The organism is Kitasatospora sp. NPDC059817, assembly GCF_042731835.1.
Taxonomy (GTDB): Bacteria; Actinomycetota; Actinomycetes; order Streptomycetales; family Streptomycetaceae; genus Kitasatospora.
Genome location: NZ_JBHWIR010000128.1, coordinates 1 through 17228, shown reverse-complemented (window position 1 = coordinate 17228; position 17228 = coordinate 1). Strand labels below are relative to the sequence as shown.

Below are 17228 nucleotides of genomic sequence, written 5' to 3'. Positions count from 1 at the left end.
TGCGGGGGTGGGCCGCGGGGGGGGCCCCCGTCAACCGGGGGGGGGGGGGGGCGGGGGGGCGGGGGCCCGCGTGGGCGGTGGGTTGCTGGGGGGGCCCCCCCCCCGCGGCCATGGCCCTCGTACCGCGACCGGTCCCGGCCTCCGGGGTCGCGTGGGGCGTCGTCTTCGCGTCTTTGATGATGACCCTGCCCTGGCTGGTGGGCACCGCGCTGAGAGAGCAGCGGTCGTACGCGGAACTCGCCGCCCGGCAGGCCGTGACGGACGAGCGCCTGCGGATCGCCCGCGAACTCCACGACGTGGTGGCCCATCATCTGACTGTCATCGCGGTACGGGCCGAGGTGGCCCGTGCGGTGGCCTCCACCAACCCGCAGGAGGCCGAGCGGACCCTCGCACTGGTCGGGACGGCGGGCCGGACGGCGCTCACCGAGATGCGCCGCATGCTCGGCGTTCTGCGATCACCCGGTGACGGAGCCGAGTTGGGGTCCGCCTCCGGTCTGGCGGACCTGCCCGCGCTCGCGGCCGGCGCGGGCCCGCGCGTGGAGCTGTCCGTCGACCCGGATCCACCGCTCCCCCCGGGTGTGGAACTGGCGGTCTACCGGATCGTTCAGGAAGCCCTCACCAATGTCGTCAGGCACGCGGGATCGGCGGACTGCCGGGTGAAGCTGTCCCGGATGGGTCCCGAGGCGGTCGAGATCGAGGTCGTCAACGACGCGCCGTCCCGGCTCCCGTCCCGGCGTCCTGGCGGCGGGCACGGACTCATCGGGATGCGGGAGCGGGCGGCCATGTGCGGCGGGACCCTCTCCGCCGGCCCCCTGGCGACGGGCGGATTCCGGGTGCATGCGCGGCTGCCCTGCGGATCGGAGGCAGCACGGTGAACCGGCCGGTCCAGGTTCTGATCGCCGATGACCAGGCGCTGTTGCGGGCGGGCTTCCGCCTGCTCATCGAGAGCGTGCCGGACCTCACCGTCGCGGGCGAGGCCGTCAGCGGCGAGCAGGCCGTCGAACTCGCCCTGCGGCTGCGGCCCGACGTCGTGTTGATGGACATCCGGATGCCGGGCATGGACGGTCTGGAGGCCACCCGGCGCATCTGCGCGGACCCGGACGCCGTCGGCACCCGTGTGCTGGTCCTCACCACGTTCGACCTGGACGAGTACGTGTACGCGGCACTCCGCGGCGGAGCCAGCGGATTCATCCTGAAGGACATCCTCCCCGCCGACCTGCTGACAGCCCTACGGGTGGTCGCCTCCGGCGACGCCCTGCTCGCGCCCGCGGTCACCCGCCGTCTGATCCGCGAGTTCGCCGGACGCCACGAGCCGCGCCCGCGACTCGCCCGGGAGCTAGCGGGCGTGACCCCACGGGAACGGGAAGTCCTCCGATTGGTGGCCCGGGGACTGCCCAACCACGTGATCGCCGAGCATCTGGGGCTGAGCATCGCGACCGTCAAGACACACGTCCGGCGGCTGCTGGCCAAGCTCCACGCCCATGACCGGGCCCAGATGGTCGTCATCGCCTATGAGACAGGCATGGTCACCGCAGGTGGGAACCTCCCGTCCACAGGCTGACGCCTCACCGGCTGGGATGGTGGACCTGAAGGGGACTTCCCCGGTGGTGCGCAGACTCCGTGCACGGCTTCCGCGACTTCGACGACCGCAACCTGCTGGGCTTCGTCGACGGCACCGAGAACCCGGAGGGCGGGGCGGCGACCGGGGGCAGCTCACCGGCCGCCGGGCCGAAGCCCGTGCCACCGGACGCGGCGCGCACCGCCCCGTACCGCTGGGCTGTGGCTGCCCACCGGGGGTGGCAGCGTCACCACCACCGCTCCTGGCACCGCAGTCACCGGGGAGCGGCAGGACGTTGTTGCCGCTTCCGGGTAGCGGCAGAACAGGAACCCGTCCGCACCGCCGGCCTGCGGCTGCCGGGTGGCCCACCACCGTTGCGTCGGCGGACAGGGCTGGTGCGGCGCCGCCGCCGGGCCCGCCCGGCCGGACTGCGGCCGGGGGGGTGCGTAGCCGGCGGGCTGGGGTCAGCGCGCGAGGACGAAGCCCTCGAAACCCTCGTCGACGAACGCCGCCGGCTCGCCGCCCTCCCACAACGCCCCTCCGCCTGGGTGGAAGTCGAGACCGGCCAGACCTTCGCCGATGCCTGGACCCGAGCCGACCAGGAAAGGCGCCGCCAACTCCTCCTCGGCCTCAAGGCCCGCCTCTACATGACACCCACCATCGAAGGCTGGTACCTGCCCGCCGAAATCGAAGCACGAGTATCGAAGCTGGACCGCGCTGGAAGGTCGGCGTAGATCGCGAAGCGGACGAGCAACTGGCGGCCGTCATCGACAGATTCGACGGGCCGCTTCCGTGCGGGGGAGCGGCTACGGCGCCAGCCTCTACCGTCGGCTGCTGGTAGCACCGCCGTGGATGCCCTCGACCACGAGTGGGCCACCCTGACACTCCGAAGTGGCCACCCTCCGGGCCACCGGATTGGCTGCCTCCGATGCCGTCGACCACGGCCTCGGCTACAGCTCTCCCCAACAAGCCGAAGATAAGCGATAAGTTGGTCGAGCGTCGGGCACTGTAGTCATCGAGGAGTTGGCCACGATCAAGCCCGGATCTGCCGAACCATCCAACCGAGGAGTCCTGGGCTGGCAGGATGGCCGGACCGGTAGTTGACGCCGGTGCTGGACGAGGAGCATGCGTGGGACCGCATGTGATCAACGATCGCTTCCTGCTGGTGGGAGACAGCGCGCGCAGCGGCGGTCTGTCGAAGGTGTGAAAGGCCGTCGACACGGCAAATAGCGACAGTGACAGGCAGTTCGCGGCGATCAAGTTACTCAAGCGGCGCGACGACGAAATCATCAAGGTCTTCCTGGAACGGGAGACCGCCGCACTCAAAGCTGTCGAGCACCCTCATATCGTGCGGATGCTGGAGTCGGGCCGGGACCCGGTTCTGGAGCGGTACTACATCGCCCTGGAGTGGGTGGAGCGCAGCCTGAAGGACGATCTACAGGCTCGTCGGCTGGGACGCCCACTTCGAGAAGATCGTGTCACCACCTTGTAACAGTCAGCGATGATCAAGGAGCGGCACAGTGTCGGGCCCACCGGCCGGGACCGCGCGGCGAAACCCCGGACGGGCATCGCTCCGGGTGAGAGGTTCGCCTGTTCGGCTCAGCGAGGATGACGGCCAGGAGACGGCGCCCGGAGACCCTCCTACCGTTGGACCCCGGGAGGCTGCATCCCCGCGGAGCCCGGCCGAGGACCTCTCGCCCGTCGGCCACCGCTCACGCCGAACCCGGCAGTCGACTTCCACCGTGACCACGCAGGGTCCGGGTCGAAGGAGATGAAGGACATGAACACCACACGCACCGCCCGCACGCCCGCGACACCCGCACTGAACGGGTGCCGGACATCACGCCACCGCCTTCGGGCACGGATCGGGCTCGCCGCGACCGCCACGGCCCTGTCGCTGCTGCCGATCGCCCCGTCCACCGCCAGCGCGGCACCCCATCTCCCGCTCACACAGATCGTGCGGGAGGCCAAGGTGAAGGCGCAGCAGGAGCACCCCGGCTCGCAGTTCTACGACGCGGACGCCGTCCTGCTGACACCCACGACCAACCCCAATGACGTCCAGGCCTGGTGGATCCGCTTCCGGGCCAAGAACTCGGAGCCGTCCTTCGAGTACAAGTACTCGACCACCGGTCAGTACCAGAGCACGCAGCCGTGGAGCGTCCCGATCGGGATCCAGGCCATCTCCCCGTTCACCATGACGGAGGTCCAGGCCCACGATCTGGCCGTCAAGGCCGGGCACACCGGCGCGTTCAAGCCCCTGTACCTCAATGAGCCCGTCGTGCAGAACCCGCATCCCACCTACTACTTCTGCATTCCCAGCGAGGGCAGGACGGTGGCGGTGGACACCGTGACGGGCCACGTCACCACGCCGTGGTCGTGCTAGTGACCACGGTGTGAGCCCTGTTCGGTGGCCGTCACCCAGCGGGGGTGACGGCCATCGGCGGCTGGCGACCCTTGCCCTCCGCCCGCTCGGTGCCGCCGACCGGGCGGGCGACAAGGGTCGCCAGCCTGGAGCGCGAAGGGCCGGCTGCCGCCGGTCAGCCGGGCCCGGGTACGAGCGGGGGCCGTGTCGGTTCGGCCGGTCGCCGCGGATCCGCGCTGGCCGTTGCGGCCAAAATCCACTCCGGGAGTGCCGTGCGACTTCCTTCGCCGCTGGCGTATTTGCTACCGAGAGGAAGCCCCGACGTGTGGAATGCCCCGCGTCGGGGCCGCCTCTTGATTCTGTCGAACTACCAGTTTCTGCTGCCTAGTTGTTCAGATCGAACACTGCCGTGACCGGTGCGTGGTCAGACCAGCGCTCGGTGTGGGTGGCGGCCCGCTCGACGTAGGCCTCGACGGCCTTGGCGGCGAGGCCCGGGGTGGCGACCTGGAGGTCGATGCGCCAGCCGGAGTCGTTGTCGAAGGCGCGGCCGCGGTAGGACCACCAGGAGTAGGGGCCGGTGCGGTCGGGGTGGAGGGTGCGGACGACGTCGACGTAGCCGGCTTCGTCGTAGACGCGGGAGAGCCAGGCGCGTTCTTCGGGGAGGAAGCCGGCTGACTTCTGGTTGGCCTTCCAGTTCTTGAGGTCTTCGGGGCGGTGGGCGATGTTCCAGTCGCCGCAGACGACGACCTCGCGGCCGTCGGCGGCGGCGCGGGTGCGGAGGGCGGTGAGGTGGACGAGGAATTCCGCCATGAAGCGTTCCTTCTCGTCCTGGCGTTCGGTGCCGACCTCGCCGGAGGGGAGGTAGAGGCTGGCGACGGTCAGCCCCGGCAGGTCGATCTCGACGTACCTGCCCGTGTTGTCGAACTCCTCGGACCCGAATCCGATGACGGTCCGCTGCGGCTCCTGGCGGGACAGGACGGCGACGCCGGCCCGGCCCTTGGCGACGGAGGGGGCCCAGACCGCGTGCCAGCCGTCGAGGTCGCGCAGTTCGACGGGCAGTTGCTCCGGCTCGGAGCGCACCTCCTGGAGGCAGACCACGTCCGCCTCGGTGCCGGCCAGCCACTCGACGAAGCCCTTCTTGGCTGCCGCCCGGATTCCGTTCACGTTCACACTCGTCACCACGATCACCCGGGCAGCCTACCGAGTGCCGGGGCCTGCGCCGAAGCGTGACGCGCACCGGCTGTGGGATGACGTGAACGCGGCATGAATGTGTGCGACAGTCGCACCAAGCCGCGCCATTGGTCTTGACCATCTCCGGACGATGCCCCTAGGGTCGCTTACTGCAAAGACCTTTAATAAAGAAGGACGGATAAAAGCCCGCTCTCCCACCTGCCGCATCCGCGGACAGCGGGCTCGGGATCCGACCTCCTTACCGCAGGGTGGACAAGCAGGGTGGAGGACACGGTGGGGACGACTGGACAGCTTTCGGCGGTGCCGGAACCGAAGTACTGGCACCTGCGTACGGTGCTGCTGCGGGCCATCGACTCGGAGTTCTCCACCGGCCAGGTCCTGCCCAACGAGCGCGAGCTCTCCGCCCGCTTCGGGGTCGCCCGGGCGACCCTGCGGCAGGCCCTCGACCAGCTGGAGCTGGAGGGCCGCCTGGTGCGCCGCCGGGGGATCGGCACCCTGATCGCCGCCCCGCGGGTCGGCGTCCCGGTCAACCGGCAGGAGGAGGGCTGGCCCGGCGTCGGCCGCAACCAGGCCTGGCGGACGGTCGACTGCACCACCGCCCCCGCCCCGGCGCAGCTGGCCAAGGGCCTCGGCATCGCCGAGGGCGCCACCGTGCACACCGTCCGCCGGGTTCGCCTGGTGGAGGGCCGGGCGGTGGCCACCGAGTCGCTGCACGTCCCGGCCGCCGCGCTGCCGCACCTGCCCGGCTTCCGGGCCGAGAGCGACCGGGCCCGCTCGGTGCTGCGCCAGCTGGAGCGGCTGGAAGTGGACGGCGAGTCCCGCGCGGTCGAGCTGGGTGTCGCCGAGGCCGCCGAGGGCGCCCTGCTGGAGCGCCCGCCCGGCTCGCCGGTGCTGGTGATGACCACCCAGTACGCGTCGGCCGGCCGCCTGGTGGCGCTCGCCGTCGCCACCTACCGGGCCGACACCTGCAAGCTGACCTTCGGCGCGCCCCGCGGGGGCGGGGGCCCCCCCTCCAGGTGAGACGGGGCGGTCGGTCCCGGTGGGACGGCGGGGTCAGTCCAGCGAGCCGGACAGGCCGCTGGCGGAGCGGCAGTAGCCCTGCATCTCCTTGTTGGTGATCTTGGCGCAGAGCCGGCCGGCCGCGCCGTCGTCCGTGTAGTTCACCGTGTAGTAGCTGACCAGGCCCTCGGCGCAGGCCTTGCGCTGCCAGCCGTCGGCGGCGGTGCCGCACTGCTGGGCGGCCCAGTCCTCGCGGTCGAGGTTGTACTTCATCGTCCGCGAGCCGACGCCGCGGCTGCAGTCGGTCGCCCCGCCGCTGGCCTTGCCGCTGAGGCACCACTTGAGGGCGTCGGCGTAGACCTCGGGGTGGTTCGGGTAGTCGTGCGAGGAGAGGTAGAAGGTCGGGGCGTAGAAGAAGCACGCGGACTGGAACAGGGCCGGCTGGTCCTTGCACGGGTACAGCGGGTCCTGGGCGAGCTTGTCGGCGGGCAGGTTCGCCTTGGCCTTCTCGTCCTCCTCGTCCGGGCCGAAGAGCTGCATGAACAGCCCTTCGGAACAGCGGATCTTGTTCTGGTCGGTGGGGAACTTGTTGCACAGCTCGCGCGCCTTGGGGACGTCCTGCTTGGCGACGAACATGGTGCCGTGGCCGACGCCGTGGATGCACGGGCCGGTGTTCTTGGGCGCGCAGAGCTTGAGCAGGTCCACCTCGGGCTGGGCGGAGGCGTTGAGCATCTCCTCGACCGCGCCGTGCAGGTAGCCGGCCGCGCAGGTCTCGTGCGGGAAGGAGATGACCTTCTGGAAGTCGGCGTTGAAGCGCTTGACCGCCGAGTGGCCGAGCTCGTGCGCGATCGGGTGGCAGAAGCGCACGGTGTACGGCTTCTCCTTGGTGATCTTGTCGAGGTCGGCGAGCGCGACGCCGGGGTCGGTGGCGTCCATCTCGGCCATCAGCTTGTTGCGCAGCGTCGAGCGGGTCCACACCGCCGGGTCGCCGGTCGGGGTGGCGCTCGCGGCCGCCGGCGCGACACCGGGTGCGGCGGCGCCGGTGCCCGCGGTGGCGGCCGGGGCCGTCGCCGCGACGCCGGGCGCGGGCGACCAGTCGGTGACGGCCACCGACCCGAGGCCCAGGACGCCCAGGAGCAGGGCGGTGAGAATCGCGAATACCCGCGGTTGCATGAGGTGATCCCCCGGCGGATCGAGGTGGACGGTTCGCTCCCATCCTGACGGCACGCCGGCAGGAGTCCGCGTTTTCGCCCGCCATTCGGGAGGTGTCGGCGACGCTACCGCACCGTCCGACGCCTGGGCGCGGCGGGTTGGTTCCGGATGATCACCCGGGATCCGTCACCCGGATCAATCACCCGAACGGCGCAGCGGCCCGCCGTCGCAGCCGCCGCGCCGACCGGGGTGGCGGCCGTCAGATGTCCAGCGTCACCTGGTAGTCCGTCAGCCAGGTGTGCAGTTCGAGCGCGAGGTCGACGGCCAGCCGGACGGACTGCGGGTCGGTGTCCGGATCGAGCGCGTCGGCGAGGCGCCGCCGGTCGAGCAGGGCGAGCGCCGGGGACTTCTGCTCCGCGGCGAGCCGGGCGAGCTCGGCCCGCAGCAGCGCCGGGTAGTGCGGGTCCTCGGTGACCGGGTACGGGCTCTTCACCCGGTCGGCGACGGCGTCCGGCAGCACGTCCCGGACGGCGGCGCGCAGCAGGCTCTTCTCCCGGCCGTCGAAGTGCTTCATCGCCCACGGCGTGTTGAAGACGTACTGGACCAGCCGGTGGTCGCAGAACGGCACCCGCACCTCCAGGCCGTTGGCCATGCTCATCCGGTCCTTGCGGTCGAGCAGGATGCAGACGAAGCGCGTCAGGTGGAGGTACGAGATCTCGCGCATCCGCCGTTCCAGTGGATCGGCGTCCGGCAGGTGCGGGACTTCGGCGAGTGCCTCGCGGTAGCGGGCCTTCCGGTAGCCGGCCAGGTCGAGTTCGGCGAGCAGGCCGGCGTCGAGCAGGTGTTCGCGCGGGCCGGCGCCCTGGCCGCCGAGGCCGGCCAGCGAGACCGCCCAGGGGAAGTCGTCGGCGGCGACGGCCTTCGGGTCGTGGAACCAGCGGTAGCCGCCGAACAACTCGTCCGCGGACTCGCCCGACAGGGCGACGGTGGACTGGCGGCGCACGCCCTGGAAGAGCAGCAGCAGCGAGATGTCCATGTCGCCGAAGCCGCCGGGCAGGTCGCGGGCGCGCAGGACGGCGTCCCGCTGGGCGAGGTCGGTGAGCGCGGCGGCGTCCAGCTCGATCACGTTGTGGTCGGCGCCGACGTGCTCGGCCAGCATCCGGGCGTACGGGCCGTCCAGGGTCGGCCGGACCTCGCTGGCGTGGAAGTTCTCGCTCTGGCCGGCGAAGTCGACGGCGAAGGAGCGCACCGGGCCGGCGCCCTCGGCCCGCAGGACCCGGGCGGCGAGGGCGGTGACGGCGCTGGAGTCCAGGCCGCCGGAGAGCAGCGAGCAGAGCGGGACGTCCGAATCGAGCTGGCGGTGGACGATGTCGTCCAGCAGGGCCCGGACGGTGGCGACGGTGGCCTCCAGGGTGTCGGTGTGCTCGCGCGCCTCCAGCGCCCAGTAGCGGCGCACCGACACGCCCTCGCGGCGGACCCGGACGACGTGCCCGGGCCGGACCTCGACGATGCCCCGGTAGGGGGTGATGCCCGGGGTGCGGGTGAAGGCGAGCAGTTCGCGCAGCCCGTCCAGGTCGACCACCGGGTGGACCGAGGGGTGGGCCAGGATGGCCTTCACCTCGGAGCCGAAGACCACGCCGTCGGGGGTCGGGTGGTAGTGCAGCGGCTTGACGCCCATCCGGTCGCGGACCAGCAGCAGTTCCTCGCTGCGGGCGTCCCAGATCGCGAAGGCGAACATCCCGTTGAGGCGTTCGGCCAGGCCCTCGCCCCACTCCAGGTAGGCGTGCAGCACGACCTCGGTGTCGCTGCGGGTGCGGAAGCGGTGTCCGGCCGCCTTCAGTTCGGCGCGCAGCTCGCGGTGGTTGTAGACCTCGCCGCTGTAGGTGAGCGCGGCCAGCAGCCGGCCGTCGTGCTCGACGGTCATCGGCTGGACGCCGCCCTCCAGGTCGATCACCGCGAGGCGGCGGTGGCCGAGGCCGGCGTGTCGCTCCAGGTGGACGCCGCCGGCGTCCGGGCCGCGGCAGATCTGGGTGGCCGTCATGGCGTCGAGGACGGCCCGTTCGGCGGTGAGGTCACGGTTGAAGGCGACCCATCCGGTGATCCCGCACATCAGCAAGCCTCCGGTTCTTCCGCTACGTATGCGGAAAATGACGCTACGTGTCGGAGGGGTGTGGCTACAAGGGCGCGTCGGGAAGGGGTCGGGAGGGGCTTGGGATGACCATGTGACTGGTTGTTTGAGCTGAAAGTCGTAAAGTCTGCCCGAATTCGGGCAAGATTCTTGGCCCCGGCGGGCGGCGCGGCCTAGGCTCCTCACTCGTGCCGAGCTCACCCCACCCTCACGACGACCTCCTCGCCCACCTCACCCGGACCAGCCCGCTCGGGCCCCGGGAGGCGGCGCGGGTCGTGGCGGAGGTGCTGGCGTACTTCTCCGAGAGCACCGAGGAGTATGTCCGCCGCCGCCACGGCGAGCTCCAGGCACGCGGACTGACCAACGAACGGATCTTCACCCGGCTCGCCGAGGAACTCCCCGCCCGCCGGGTCGCGGCACCCGAGCTCTCGGCCCGCCAGCTGCGCCGGATCGTCTACGGCTGAGCGCTGCCGGGGCGGGGCACTGACGCATTCACGGCACCGGCGCATTCACGGCACTTACGGCACTTGCAGCATTTACGGCATTCACGGCATTCACGAAGAGGAGACCACGCATGTGCGGAATCGTGGCCTACATCGGCCCCAAGGACGCGACCCCCTTCCTGCTGGAGGGCCTGGCCCGGCTGGAGTACCGCGGCTACGACTCGGCCGGCGTGGCCGTCACCGGGCGCACCGGCGGGCTCAAGGTCCGCAAGGTCAAGGGCCGGGTCGCCGACCTGGCCGCCGCGGTCCCGGCCCGGTTCAAGGGCGGCACCGGCATCGGTCACACCCGCTGGGCGACCCACGGCGTGCCCAGTGACGCCAACGCCCACCCGCATCTGGACGGCGCCGAGCGGATCGCCGTCGTCCACAACGGCATCATCGAGAACGCCGACGAACTGCGCGCCAAGCTCACCGCCGACGGCGTCGTGTTCCGCTCCGAGACCGACAGCGAGGTGCTCTCCCACCTGATCGCCGCGCACGTCGGCGAGGGCGTCGAGCTGGAGGACGCGGTGCGCGCCGCCCTCGGCCGGGTGGTCGGCACCTACGGCATCGCGGTGCTCGACGCCGAGCAGCCGGACCGGATCGTGGCCGCCCGCAACGGCAGCCCGATAGTGCTCGGCCTCGGCGAGAAGGAGATGTTCGTCGCCTCCGACGTGTCCGCCCTCGTCCGCTACACCCGCCAGGTCGTCCACCTGGAGGACGGCGAGCTGGCCACCGTCCGCGCCGACGGCTTCCGTACCTTCACCACCGACGCCCGCACCACCCACCACCAGCCGTCCACCGTGGACTGGGAGATCGACTCCTACGACACCGGCGGCTACGAGCACTTCCTGCTCAAGGAGATCCACGAGCAGCCCGGCTCGGTCGAGCGCACGCTCAGCGGCCGGCTCGACGAGCGCTTCTCCACCGCGCACCTCGGCGGCCTCAACCTGGACGCCCGGGAGCTGCGCGAGATCCGCCGGGTGAAGATCCTCGGCTGCGGATCCGCCTACTACGCCGGCGAGATGGGCGCCCAGCTGATCGAGGAGCTCTCCCGCATCCCCGCGCACAGCGAACCCGCCTCCGAGTTCCGCTACCGCAACCCGGTGATCGAGGCGGACACGCTCTACATCGCGGTCAGCCAGTCCGGCGAGACCTACGACACGCTGGCCGCCGTCCAGGAGATCAAGCGCAAGGGCGGCCGGGTGCTCGGCGTCGTCAACACCGTGGGCAGCGCCATCGCCCGCGAGTGCGACGGCGGCATCTACCTGCACGCCGGTCCGGAGATCTCGGTCGCCTCCACCAAGGCCTTCACCTCCACCGTGGTCGCCTTCGCGCTGCTCGCCCTGCACTTCGGCCGCATCCACGACCTCTCGCCCGCCGACGGCCGCCGGATCGTCGCGGCCCTGAAGGCGCTGCCGGACCAGATCCGCGAGGTGCTCGCGCAGACCGAGGCCATCGCCGAACTCGCCGCCGAGTACGCCGGATCGGCGGGCATGATGTTCATCGGCCGGGTCCGCGGCTACCCGGTCGCCCGGGAGGGCGCGCAGAAGCTCAAGGAGATCTCCTACGTGCACGCCGAGGCCTACCCGGCGAGCGAGCTCAAGCACGGCCCGCTGGCGCTGATCAGCCCCGAACTGCCCACCGTCGCACTCGTCCCGGACGACGAACTGCTCGACAAGAACCTCACCACCCTCGGTGAGATCAAGGCCCGCTCCGGCCGCGTCATCGCCATCGCGCACCGCCGCCCCGAGGACAAGCTCGCCGACCACTGCGTCCTCGTCCCCAAGAGCGAGCCCGAGCTCGACCCGCTGCTGCTCAACATTCCGCTCCAACTCCTCGCCTACCACGCCTCCGTGGCCCTCGGTCGCGACGTCGACAAGCCGCGCAACCTGGCGAAGAGCGTGACGGTGGAGTAGGGCGCTCCCGAAGAAGTGACGGCCTGGCGGGTGGGACGGCCTTCCTACTGATCAACAGCTGAGCAGCTCAACAGCTCGGCAGATCAGCAGATCAGCAGATCAGAAGGAAGGCGTCCCACTCCTCGGCGGCGTCGCCGGTGCCCGCCGGGGATGCCTGCGCGGCGGCTCGGGCATGGGTACGGGCATGGGCGTGCAGGGCGAGGGCCGCGCCTGCCGTCCCCTCCAGGAGGCCGGGCGGGTCGCCGGCGCCGAGTGCCGTGTCGAGCCGGCTCGCGACGGTGGCGGCGAGTGCGGGCAGGAGGGCGGTCAGTTCGGCGGAGCCGGAGTCCTCGGCCATCCGCTGGGCGATCCGCAGCAGGCCGCCGGTGCCGTGGCAGAGCCCGGGGCCCTGGAGGTTCCAGCCGGCGGGGTCGCGCAGCGTGTCGGTCAGTGCCGCGACGGCGGTGGTCCGCCAGTCGGAGCGGCCGCGGGCCGCGCCCGCCAGGAAGAGTGCGCGGGCCGCACCGGGGGTTCCGTAGCACCAGGCCGCCCGCGTCGGCTGGTCGGTCGGCAGCCGGCCGGCCTCCTCGTCCTCGACGCGCACGGTCATCGGCCAGGAACCGCCCGCACCGGGCCGACCCCCAGCGGCGTCGGGGCCCGTGGGCGCCGGCTCGGTCGGGGCGGGCCCGGCCGGGTCGACCGGATCGACCGGGGCGCCCTGATCGACCGGGTCGAGCGGGCCGGGGATCCGCCGGGCGGCGAGCCAGCTCGCCAGCGCCTCGATCGCCTCGTCCTGTCCGGGCACCTGCACACCGCGCAGCCGGGCCAGTGCCAGGAGGGCGAGCGGGCCCGGGACTCCGTGTGCCAGGCCCAGGTTGAGGTGCCCCCGGGGGAACCCGGGATCCGCGCCGGGCAGTCCCGGTCCACCGGCGGTCCACCAGCGCGGCAGCACGCCGCCGGTGGGCTCGGCCAGCGCGACCAGCGCGGTGAGCAGGTCGGCCAGCGCCGGGCCGGCCGGCTCCAGCGCGAGCAGCAGCCGGCCCAGGCCCGCCGCGCCCGAGACGGTGTCGAAGGTGTGGGCGCGCAGGCCCGTGCCGGCGGCCAGATCGGCGCGCAGGTCGGCGACGCGCCCGGCCGCGGCCTGCCGGACCCGGGGCGTCAGCCCGTCGAGCAGCGTGCGGTACTCGCCGGGGCGCCGCGCCATGGTGCGGGCGGCGAAGGCGATCGCGGCGGCGCCGGAGAAGAGTCCGCCGCCCCGCATCGCCCCGGGGGCTTTCGCGGCGGCCGCGAGGTGCCCGTGGGCGGCGCGGCGCAGCGCGGCGTCGTCCTCGCGGTCGGCCAGTACGGCGAGCGTGAGCGCGGCGCCGCTGCGGCCGGCCCCGAGCGCGTGCGCCGCTGCGGGCGGCGCGGACGCCGAGGGCGTTGTGGCGTCGGCGGCCGGCTCGTCGAGCGCACCGGGCCTGCTGAGCAACTCGGCCACCGCGCGGATCGGATCCGTCGTGTTCATCGCGCCTCCCGCGGGCTGGAGCGGCGGGCCCGGTGGGCCTCGACGGCGCCTCTGGCCAGTGCGTAGGCGCGGCGTTCTGCCTCGCGGTCGATCCCGATCAGCCGGTTGTGGCCCATGTGCAGCAGCGAGGCCAGCACCGGGTCGGCCGACGACGGCTCCACCCGGCTCGCGTACCGCGCGAGTGCGACGGCCCGCTGCCGCCAGGCGTCGGCCAGCGCGGGGTCGGCGGGCAGCAGGCCGCCCGCCGGGACGGTCGGCCCGTCGGGGCCGATCGCCCGCAACGCGGCGGCACGCTGGGCCCGGAACGCCTGGTGGTGGCGCTCCGACTTCGGATACACCCCCGCCAGCCAGGCCCCGACCGAGGGCACGCCGGGGACGGTCGGTGGTACGGCCTGCCGGCCGGCGGGGAGGCTGGTGGGCAGGTCGGCGGGCAGGTCGGTGCGGCTCTCGGGCCCGCCGTCAGGAACGCGGTCTCCCGCCGACTGGCCCCCCGACTGCCCCGCCGACTGCCCCGCGCGGCCGGCCAGGAAGGCCTGCGCGGTGCCGGCGAGGTTCACGGCGGCGAGCAGGTCCCGGGAGAGCGAGCGCTCCGCCCGGGCCAGTCGCAGTGCCGCCAGCGCGACCAGGCTGTCGGCCTGGAAGACCCGCTCGGCGTCGGCGAGCACCTCGGCGCCGCCGTAGCGGTCGGTCTCCGGCGCGTAGCCCTCCAGGCGCAGGTCGGCGGTGAGCCCGGCCCGGTGCAGCTCCCGTACCCAGTCGTGCACGGTGGGCAGCAGTTGGGCGGCGAGGACCGGCGGCGCACCGTGGAAACGCAGTCGCAGGTGCGGCGCGGAGTCCTGGTAGCGGACGAAGAACCAGCGGTCCACGTCGGTGGGCAGGGCGTCGAGCAGCCGGGGCAGGTGCTCGACCAGGATCTCCTCCTGGCGTGCCTCGGTGGCCGCCAGTCGGGCGAACAGCCAGGATCCGCCGGGGAGTTCGACGGTCCGGTCGCGTCGGGCGGGCAGTGGGCGGCGCGGTCCGGCCGTCGACGGCCCGGTCGTGCTGCGGCGCAGCGGGACCACCAGTTCGGCGGTCCGCGCACCATCCGGTCCGCACAGCCAGCCGCCGTCGCCGGCCGGGTTGGGCTCCTCCTGGAGGACGGTGGGCTCGGCGGACCGCGCCTGGCTGTGCAACAGCCGCCGGTGCCACGGGAGGTCGAGGTCCAGGCTGATCCGCTGGTCGCCGCTGATCAGGCGGACGGCGGCCGGCACTCCCCACCGTCGGCGCCAGCGGGCCAGGCCCTCGTCCCACTGCTCGAACGGGGCGGAGGCCGCCGGGACGGGCGCGGTCAGCCGCCAGGTGGCCGGGGCCAGCACCACCCGGCCCCGGCGGACCCGCGGCAGCACGGGCGCGCTGCTCGCCGCCCCCCAGTCCCAGGGCTGCCAGGGCCGTTGCCCGGTCAGCGTCACCTCCTGGAGGAAGCGGGCCGCGTTGGGCGCACCGCTGCGCAGGTTGAGCACGTGATGGGTGGCGACGCGGACCTCCCGGCCGAGACGGCGGGAGTACACCGCGAGCCGGTCGGGGTCGGCCAGCACGACCAGGTCGTCCAGCGGCAGTACGGAGGGGCCGCCCGGGTCGGCGAAGGCGCTGACCACCACCCGGTGGTCGAGCCAGCGCGGGGTCAGGGCGATGTTGGCATGGCGTGCGCGGTACGGGGTGAACTCCAGGTGCGCTTCGAGTGCGCCGTCGTCGCCGGATCCGGCGGGCCCGGTGGGCCCGGCGGACCGCACGGACCCGGCGGCCTCGGCCAGCAGCGCCCCGCCGGCCGCGGCGGGGTCACCCGCCGACCGGCCCGGGTCGGTCCCGGTGTCGGCAGCCGGGTCGGGGTCGCTGCCCGCGCCCGCGAGCAGGGTGGCGAAGCGGCCGAAGCTGGCTCCGGCGCGGTCGCTGCCGGCGACGGGGGAGAGCACGAGCCGGAAGTCCCCGGCGTCCAGCGCCTCCAGGGAGTCCGCCGCGAGTTCGGCGTACAGCTCCAGGGAGGCGGGCGGGGTGTCGGCGGCGCCGCCCGCCTCGTCGCGCGGCGGGGTCAGCCGGGCCAGCAGGTCGTCGTCCAGGAGCACTTCGGGCAGCGTGCCGTCCGGCGCCCGGTCGGCGAGGGCGCCCGCCGCCAGTTCGGCCAGCAACCGGTCGCGGGCCGCGTCGGCGTCGGTGCGGGCCCGGGCAGGCTGGGGGTTGGCCGTGCCGCGGGGGCCGGCCGGGCGCCGGTAGCCGGCCGGCGGCCCCAGGCCGGTGTCGGGGTCGAGCAGTTCGGCCAGCGGGACGGGGCTGTCCGTGCCGTACCGCTCGACGAACTCCGCGTGGTACGAACGCAGGTGTTCGGGCGCGGGGGTCTGCGGCGACAGGCGCCAGAGGAGCGCGGCGGTCCGCTCCAGTTCGGTGCGGACCTGGTCCGGCAGGACCACCTCGGCGTCCAGGGCGAGATCCGCGTGGAGCGGGCGGTCGGCCGGGGCGAGCAGGGTCATCCGGGCCCGGAGCTCGCGCAGCAGGTCGGTGGCCTGTCCGCGGGGCAGGGCGGCCGCCTGCGTCAACGCGGTGCGGACGGCCGTCAGTTCGGGGTGCGCCGGGTGGTCGGCGGGGATCCGGTCGAGCACATGGCCGAGCAGGTCGGTGCTGTCCGGCGGAGGTGTCAGGTCGGTGAGCAGGAACCCCTGGCCGACCAGCGAGCGGACCAGGGCCGCGACGGCCTCGGCCGGGGCCGTGGGGAAGTCGGCGGCCAGCGCGGCCAGCAGGTCGGCGTGCCGGACCGGCTCGGCGGCGGTCCGGATCGCGGCCCGGACGACGGCGGTGGCCCGTACGGTCCGTTCGGCGACCGGCTCCGCCTCGGTACCGGCACCGGCGCTGGCACCGGGACCGGCGGCGGGCCGACGCTCGGGCAGGTACGGCAGCACCAGGCGGCCGCCGCGCAGCCGGGCCTGCTGGTCCACGGCCAGTCGCAGGCCGGGCAGCACCGCCGGGTCGGTCCGCAGCCGGTCGAGCAGCGGGAGCAGCCAGCCCAGGTCGGGCCGCAGGGCGCGGCGGTCGGCCCCGCCCCAGCGGACCTTGGCCGCCGCGCCGAAGCGCGCCGGCACCACCGCGGCCATCAGCCCGAACGGCGTCGGCCGGGTGGCCATCCGCAGCCGGTAGCGGCTGACCGCCTCGGCCGCCCGGCGCAGCGCGGCCGGGCGGGGCACGGCGCCTGCGGCGACTTGGTCGAGCAGGTCGGCCAGGGAGGGGCTGGAGAGCTCGATCGCCTCGCGCAGGGCCGGGTCGGCGGCGGCCTCGGCGAGGTGTGCCAGGAGCGCGGTGTCGGCGGACCCCGACGCGGGGTGCGCGGGGTCGGCCGGGACGGTGTGACGGTGCGAGCGCGGCAGCGCGGGTGTCCGCAGCAGGACCGGGCCGGTCGCGGTGAAGAGTCCGTCCTGGGGCGCTCCGTGCGTCTCGACCACTGTGCTCCTCGTGCCTCGGTGCCTCGTGCCACACGCCTCGTGCCGGTGCCGCCACGCGGTTCGCACTCCTGACGGTGGGTCGGGTCGTGTCTACCCCGGCGATCGAAAACTGTCCACCATCGATCGAACTGTTTCGATTTTTGGCTGAGTTAATCCATTCATCCGTGCAGAACCATTGCTGGGCCCATGCAGGAGTGCCTAACGTCCGCTGCAGCCCGCCGCGGCCAACCGTGGCACTGACGAAAGGAGGCCCTCATGGCCGACGACATGCTGGAGCTGTTCGACCTTGACGTGCAGGACCTGGTCTCGACCGAGCTCGGCGAGCAGGAGGAGTCCGCGTTCAGCATCTCCTGTGAGGGGTCCTGCACCCGTCCGTGGTGCATCTAGTCCGGTAGCAGTACCGGTACTACGGGGCGCGGTTGCCCGGCCCCAACGGGCGGGGCGCCCCCCGCCCCCGCGGGCGGGCCCCCCCCCCGCGCGGGGCCGG

General features: G+C 73.3%; 13 protein-coding genes. 8 read left to right on the top strand and 5 right to left on the bottom strand.

All coding sequences use genetic code 11. The features are described from left to right. Window positions 1–179: 179 nt before the first annotated feature. From ACFV61_RS24695 to ACFV61_RS24680, 4 genes are all read left to right on the top strand, one after another. A complete protein-coding gene (locus ACFV61_RS24695) occupies window positions 180–875 on the top strand; it encodes a sensor histidine kinase (RefSeq protein ID WP_380493922.1) in 696 nt (231 codons plus the stop codon). Then, window positions 872–1561 (top strand): response regulator transcription factor, encoded by a 690-nt coding sequence (locus ACFV61_RS24690; RefSeq protein ID WP_363376532.1) that lies wholly within the window; start codon window positions 872–874, stop codon window positions 1559–1561. Before ACFV61_RS24695 ends, ACFV61_RS24690 begins: the two co-directional genes overlap by 4 nt. A gap of 59 nt (window positions 1562–1620) precedes the next feature. Continuing rightward, window positions 1621–2292, top strand: coding sequence for a hypothetical protein (locus tag ACFV61_RS24685; protein ID WP_380493920.1), 672 nt, complete (start codon window positions 1621–1623; stop codon window positions 2290–2292). Between the two features lie 1046 nt (window positions 2293–3338). Further along, window positions 3339–3941 (top strand): hypothetical protein, encoded by a 603-nt coding sequence (locus tag ACFV61_RS24680; protein WP_380493918.1) that lies wholly within the window; start codon window positions 3339–3341, stop codon window positions 3939–3941. Window positions 3942–4304: 363 nt separating this feature from the next. On the opposite strand, the gene ACFV61_RS24675 is transcribed toward ACFV61_RS24680, so the two are convergent. Beyond that, entirely contained in the window at window positions 4305–5099 is a 795-nt protein-coding gene (locus tag ACFV61_RS24675) for an exodeoxyribonuclease III (RefSeq protein ID WP_380430816.1), read from the bottom strand. Window positions 5100–5384: 285 nt separating this feature from the next. On the opposite strand from ACFV61_RS24675, the gene ACFV61_RS24670 reads away from it, so the two are divergent. Then, a complete protein-coding gene (locus ACFV61_RS24670) occupies window positions 5385–6131 on the top strand; it encodes a GntR family transcriptional regulator (RefSeq protein WP_380493916.1) in 747 nt (248 codons plus the stop codon). A gap of 33 nt (window positions 6132–6164) precedes the next feature. Here the strand turns inward: ACFV61_RS24670 and ACFV61_RS24665 are convergent, their stop codons facing one another. Beyond that, window positions 6165–7283, bottom strand: coding sequence for a hypothetical protein (locus tag ACFV61_RS24665; protein WP_063350339.1), 1119 nt, complete (start codon window positions 7281–7283; stop codon window positions 6165–6167). Window positions 7284–7521: 238 nt separating this feature from the next. Further along, a complete protein-coding gene (asnB, locus tag ACFV61_RS24660; protein ID WP_380493914.1) occupies window positions 7522–9372 on the bottom strand; it encodes an asparagine synthase (glutamine-hydrolyzing) in 1851 nt (616 codons plus the stop codon). A gap of 206 nt (window positions 9373–9578) precedes the next feature. Between asnB and ACFV61_RS24655 the strand changes: the two genes are divergently transcribed. Both ACFV61_RS24655 and glmS read left to right on the top strand, forming a co-directional pair. Beyond that, window positions 9579–9854 carry a hypothetical protein gene (locus ACFV61_RS24655; RefSeq protein ID WP_063350341.1) on the top strand — a complete coding sequence of 92 codons (276 nt, stop codon included), beginning with the start codon at window positions 9579–9581 and terminating at the stop codon, window positions 9852–9854. A gap of 110 nt (window positions 9855–9964) precedes the next feature. Then, window positions 9965–11791 carry a glutamine--fructose-6-phosphate transaminase (isomerizing) gene (gene glmS / locus ACFV61_RS24650; protein ID WP_063350342.1) on the top strand — a complete coding sequence of 609 codons (1827 nt, stop codon included), beginning with the start codon at window positions 9965–9967 and terminating at the stop codon, window positions 11789–11791. Between the two features lie 91 nt (window positions 11792–11882). On the opposite strand, the gene ACFV61_RS24645 is transcribed toward glmS, so the two are convergent. Beyond that, window positions 11883–13277, bottom strand: a complete 1395-nt coding sequence (locus ACFV61_RS24645) for a lanthionine synthetase LanC family protein (RefSeq protein WP_380493912.1) — start codon at window positions 13275–13277, stop codon at window positions 11883–11885. Further along, entirely contained in the window at window positions 13274–16741 is a 3468-nt protein-coding gene (locus ACFV61_RS24640; RefSeq protein WP_380493910.1) for a lantibiotic dehydratase, read from the bottom strand. The genes ACFV61_RS24645 and ACFV61_RS24640 overlap by 4 nt, the downstream gene beginning before the upstream one ends. Window positions 16742–16996: 255 nt before the next feature. On the opposite strand from ACFV61_RS24640, the gene ACFV61_RS24635 reads away from it, so the two are divergent. Beyond that, entirely contained in the window at window positions 16997–17128 is a 132-nt protein-coding gene (locus ACFV61_RS24635; protein ID WP_279634947.1) for a hypothetical protein, read from the top strand. Window positions 17129–17228 lie beyond the last annotated feature (100 nt).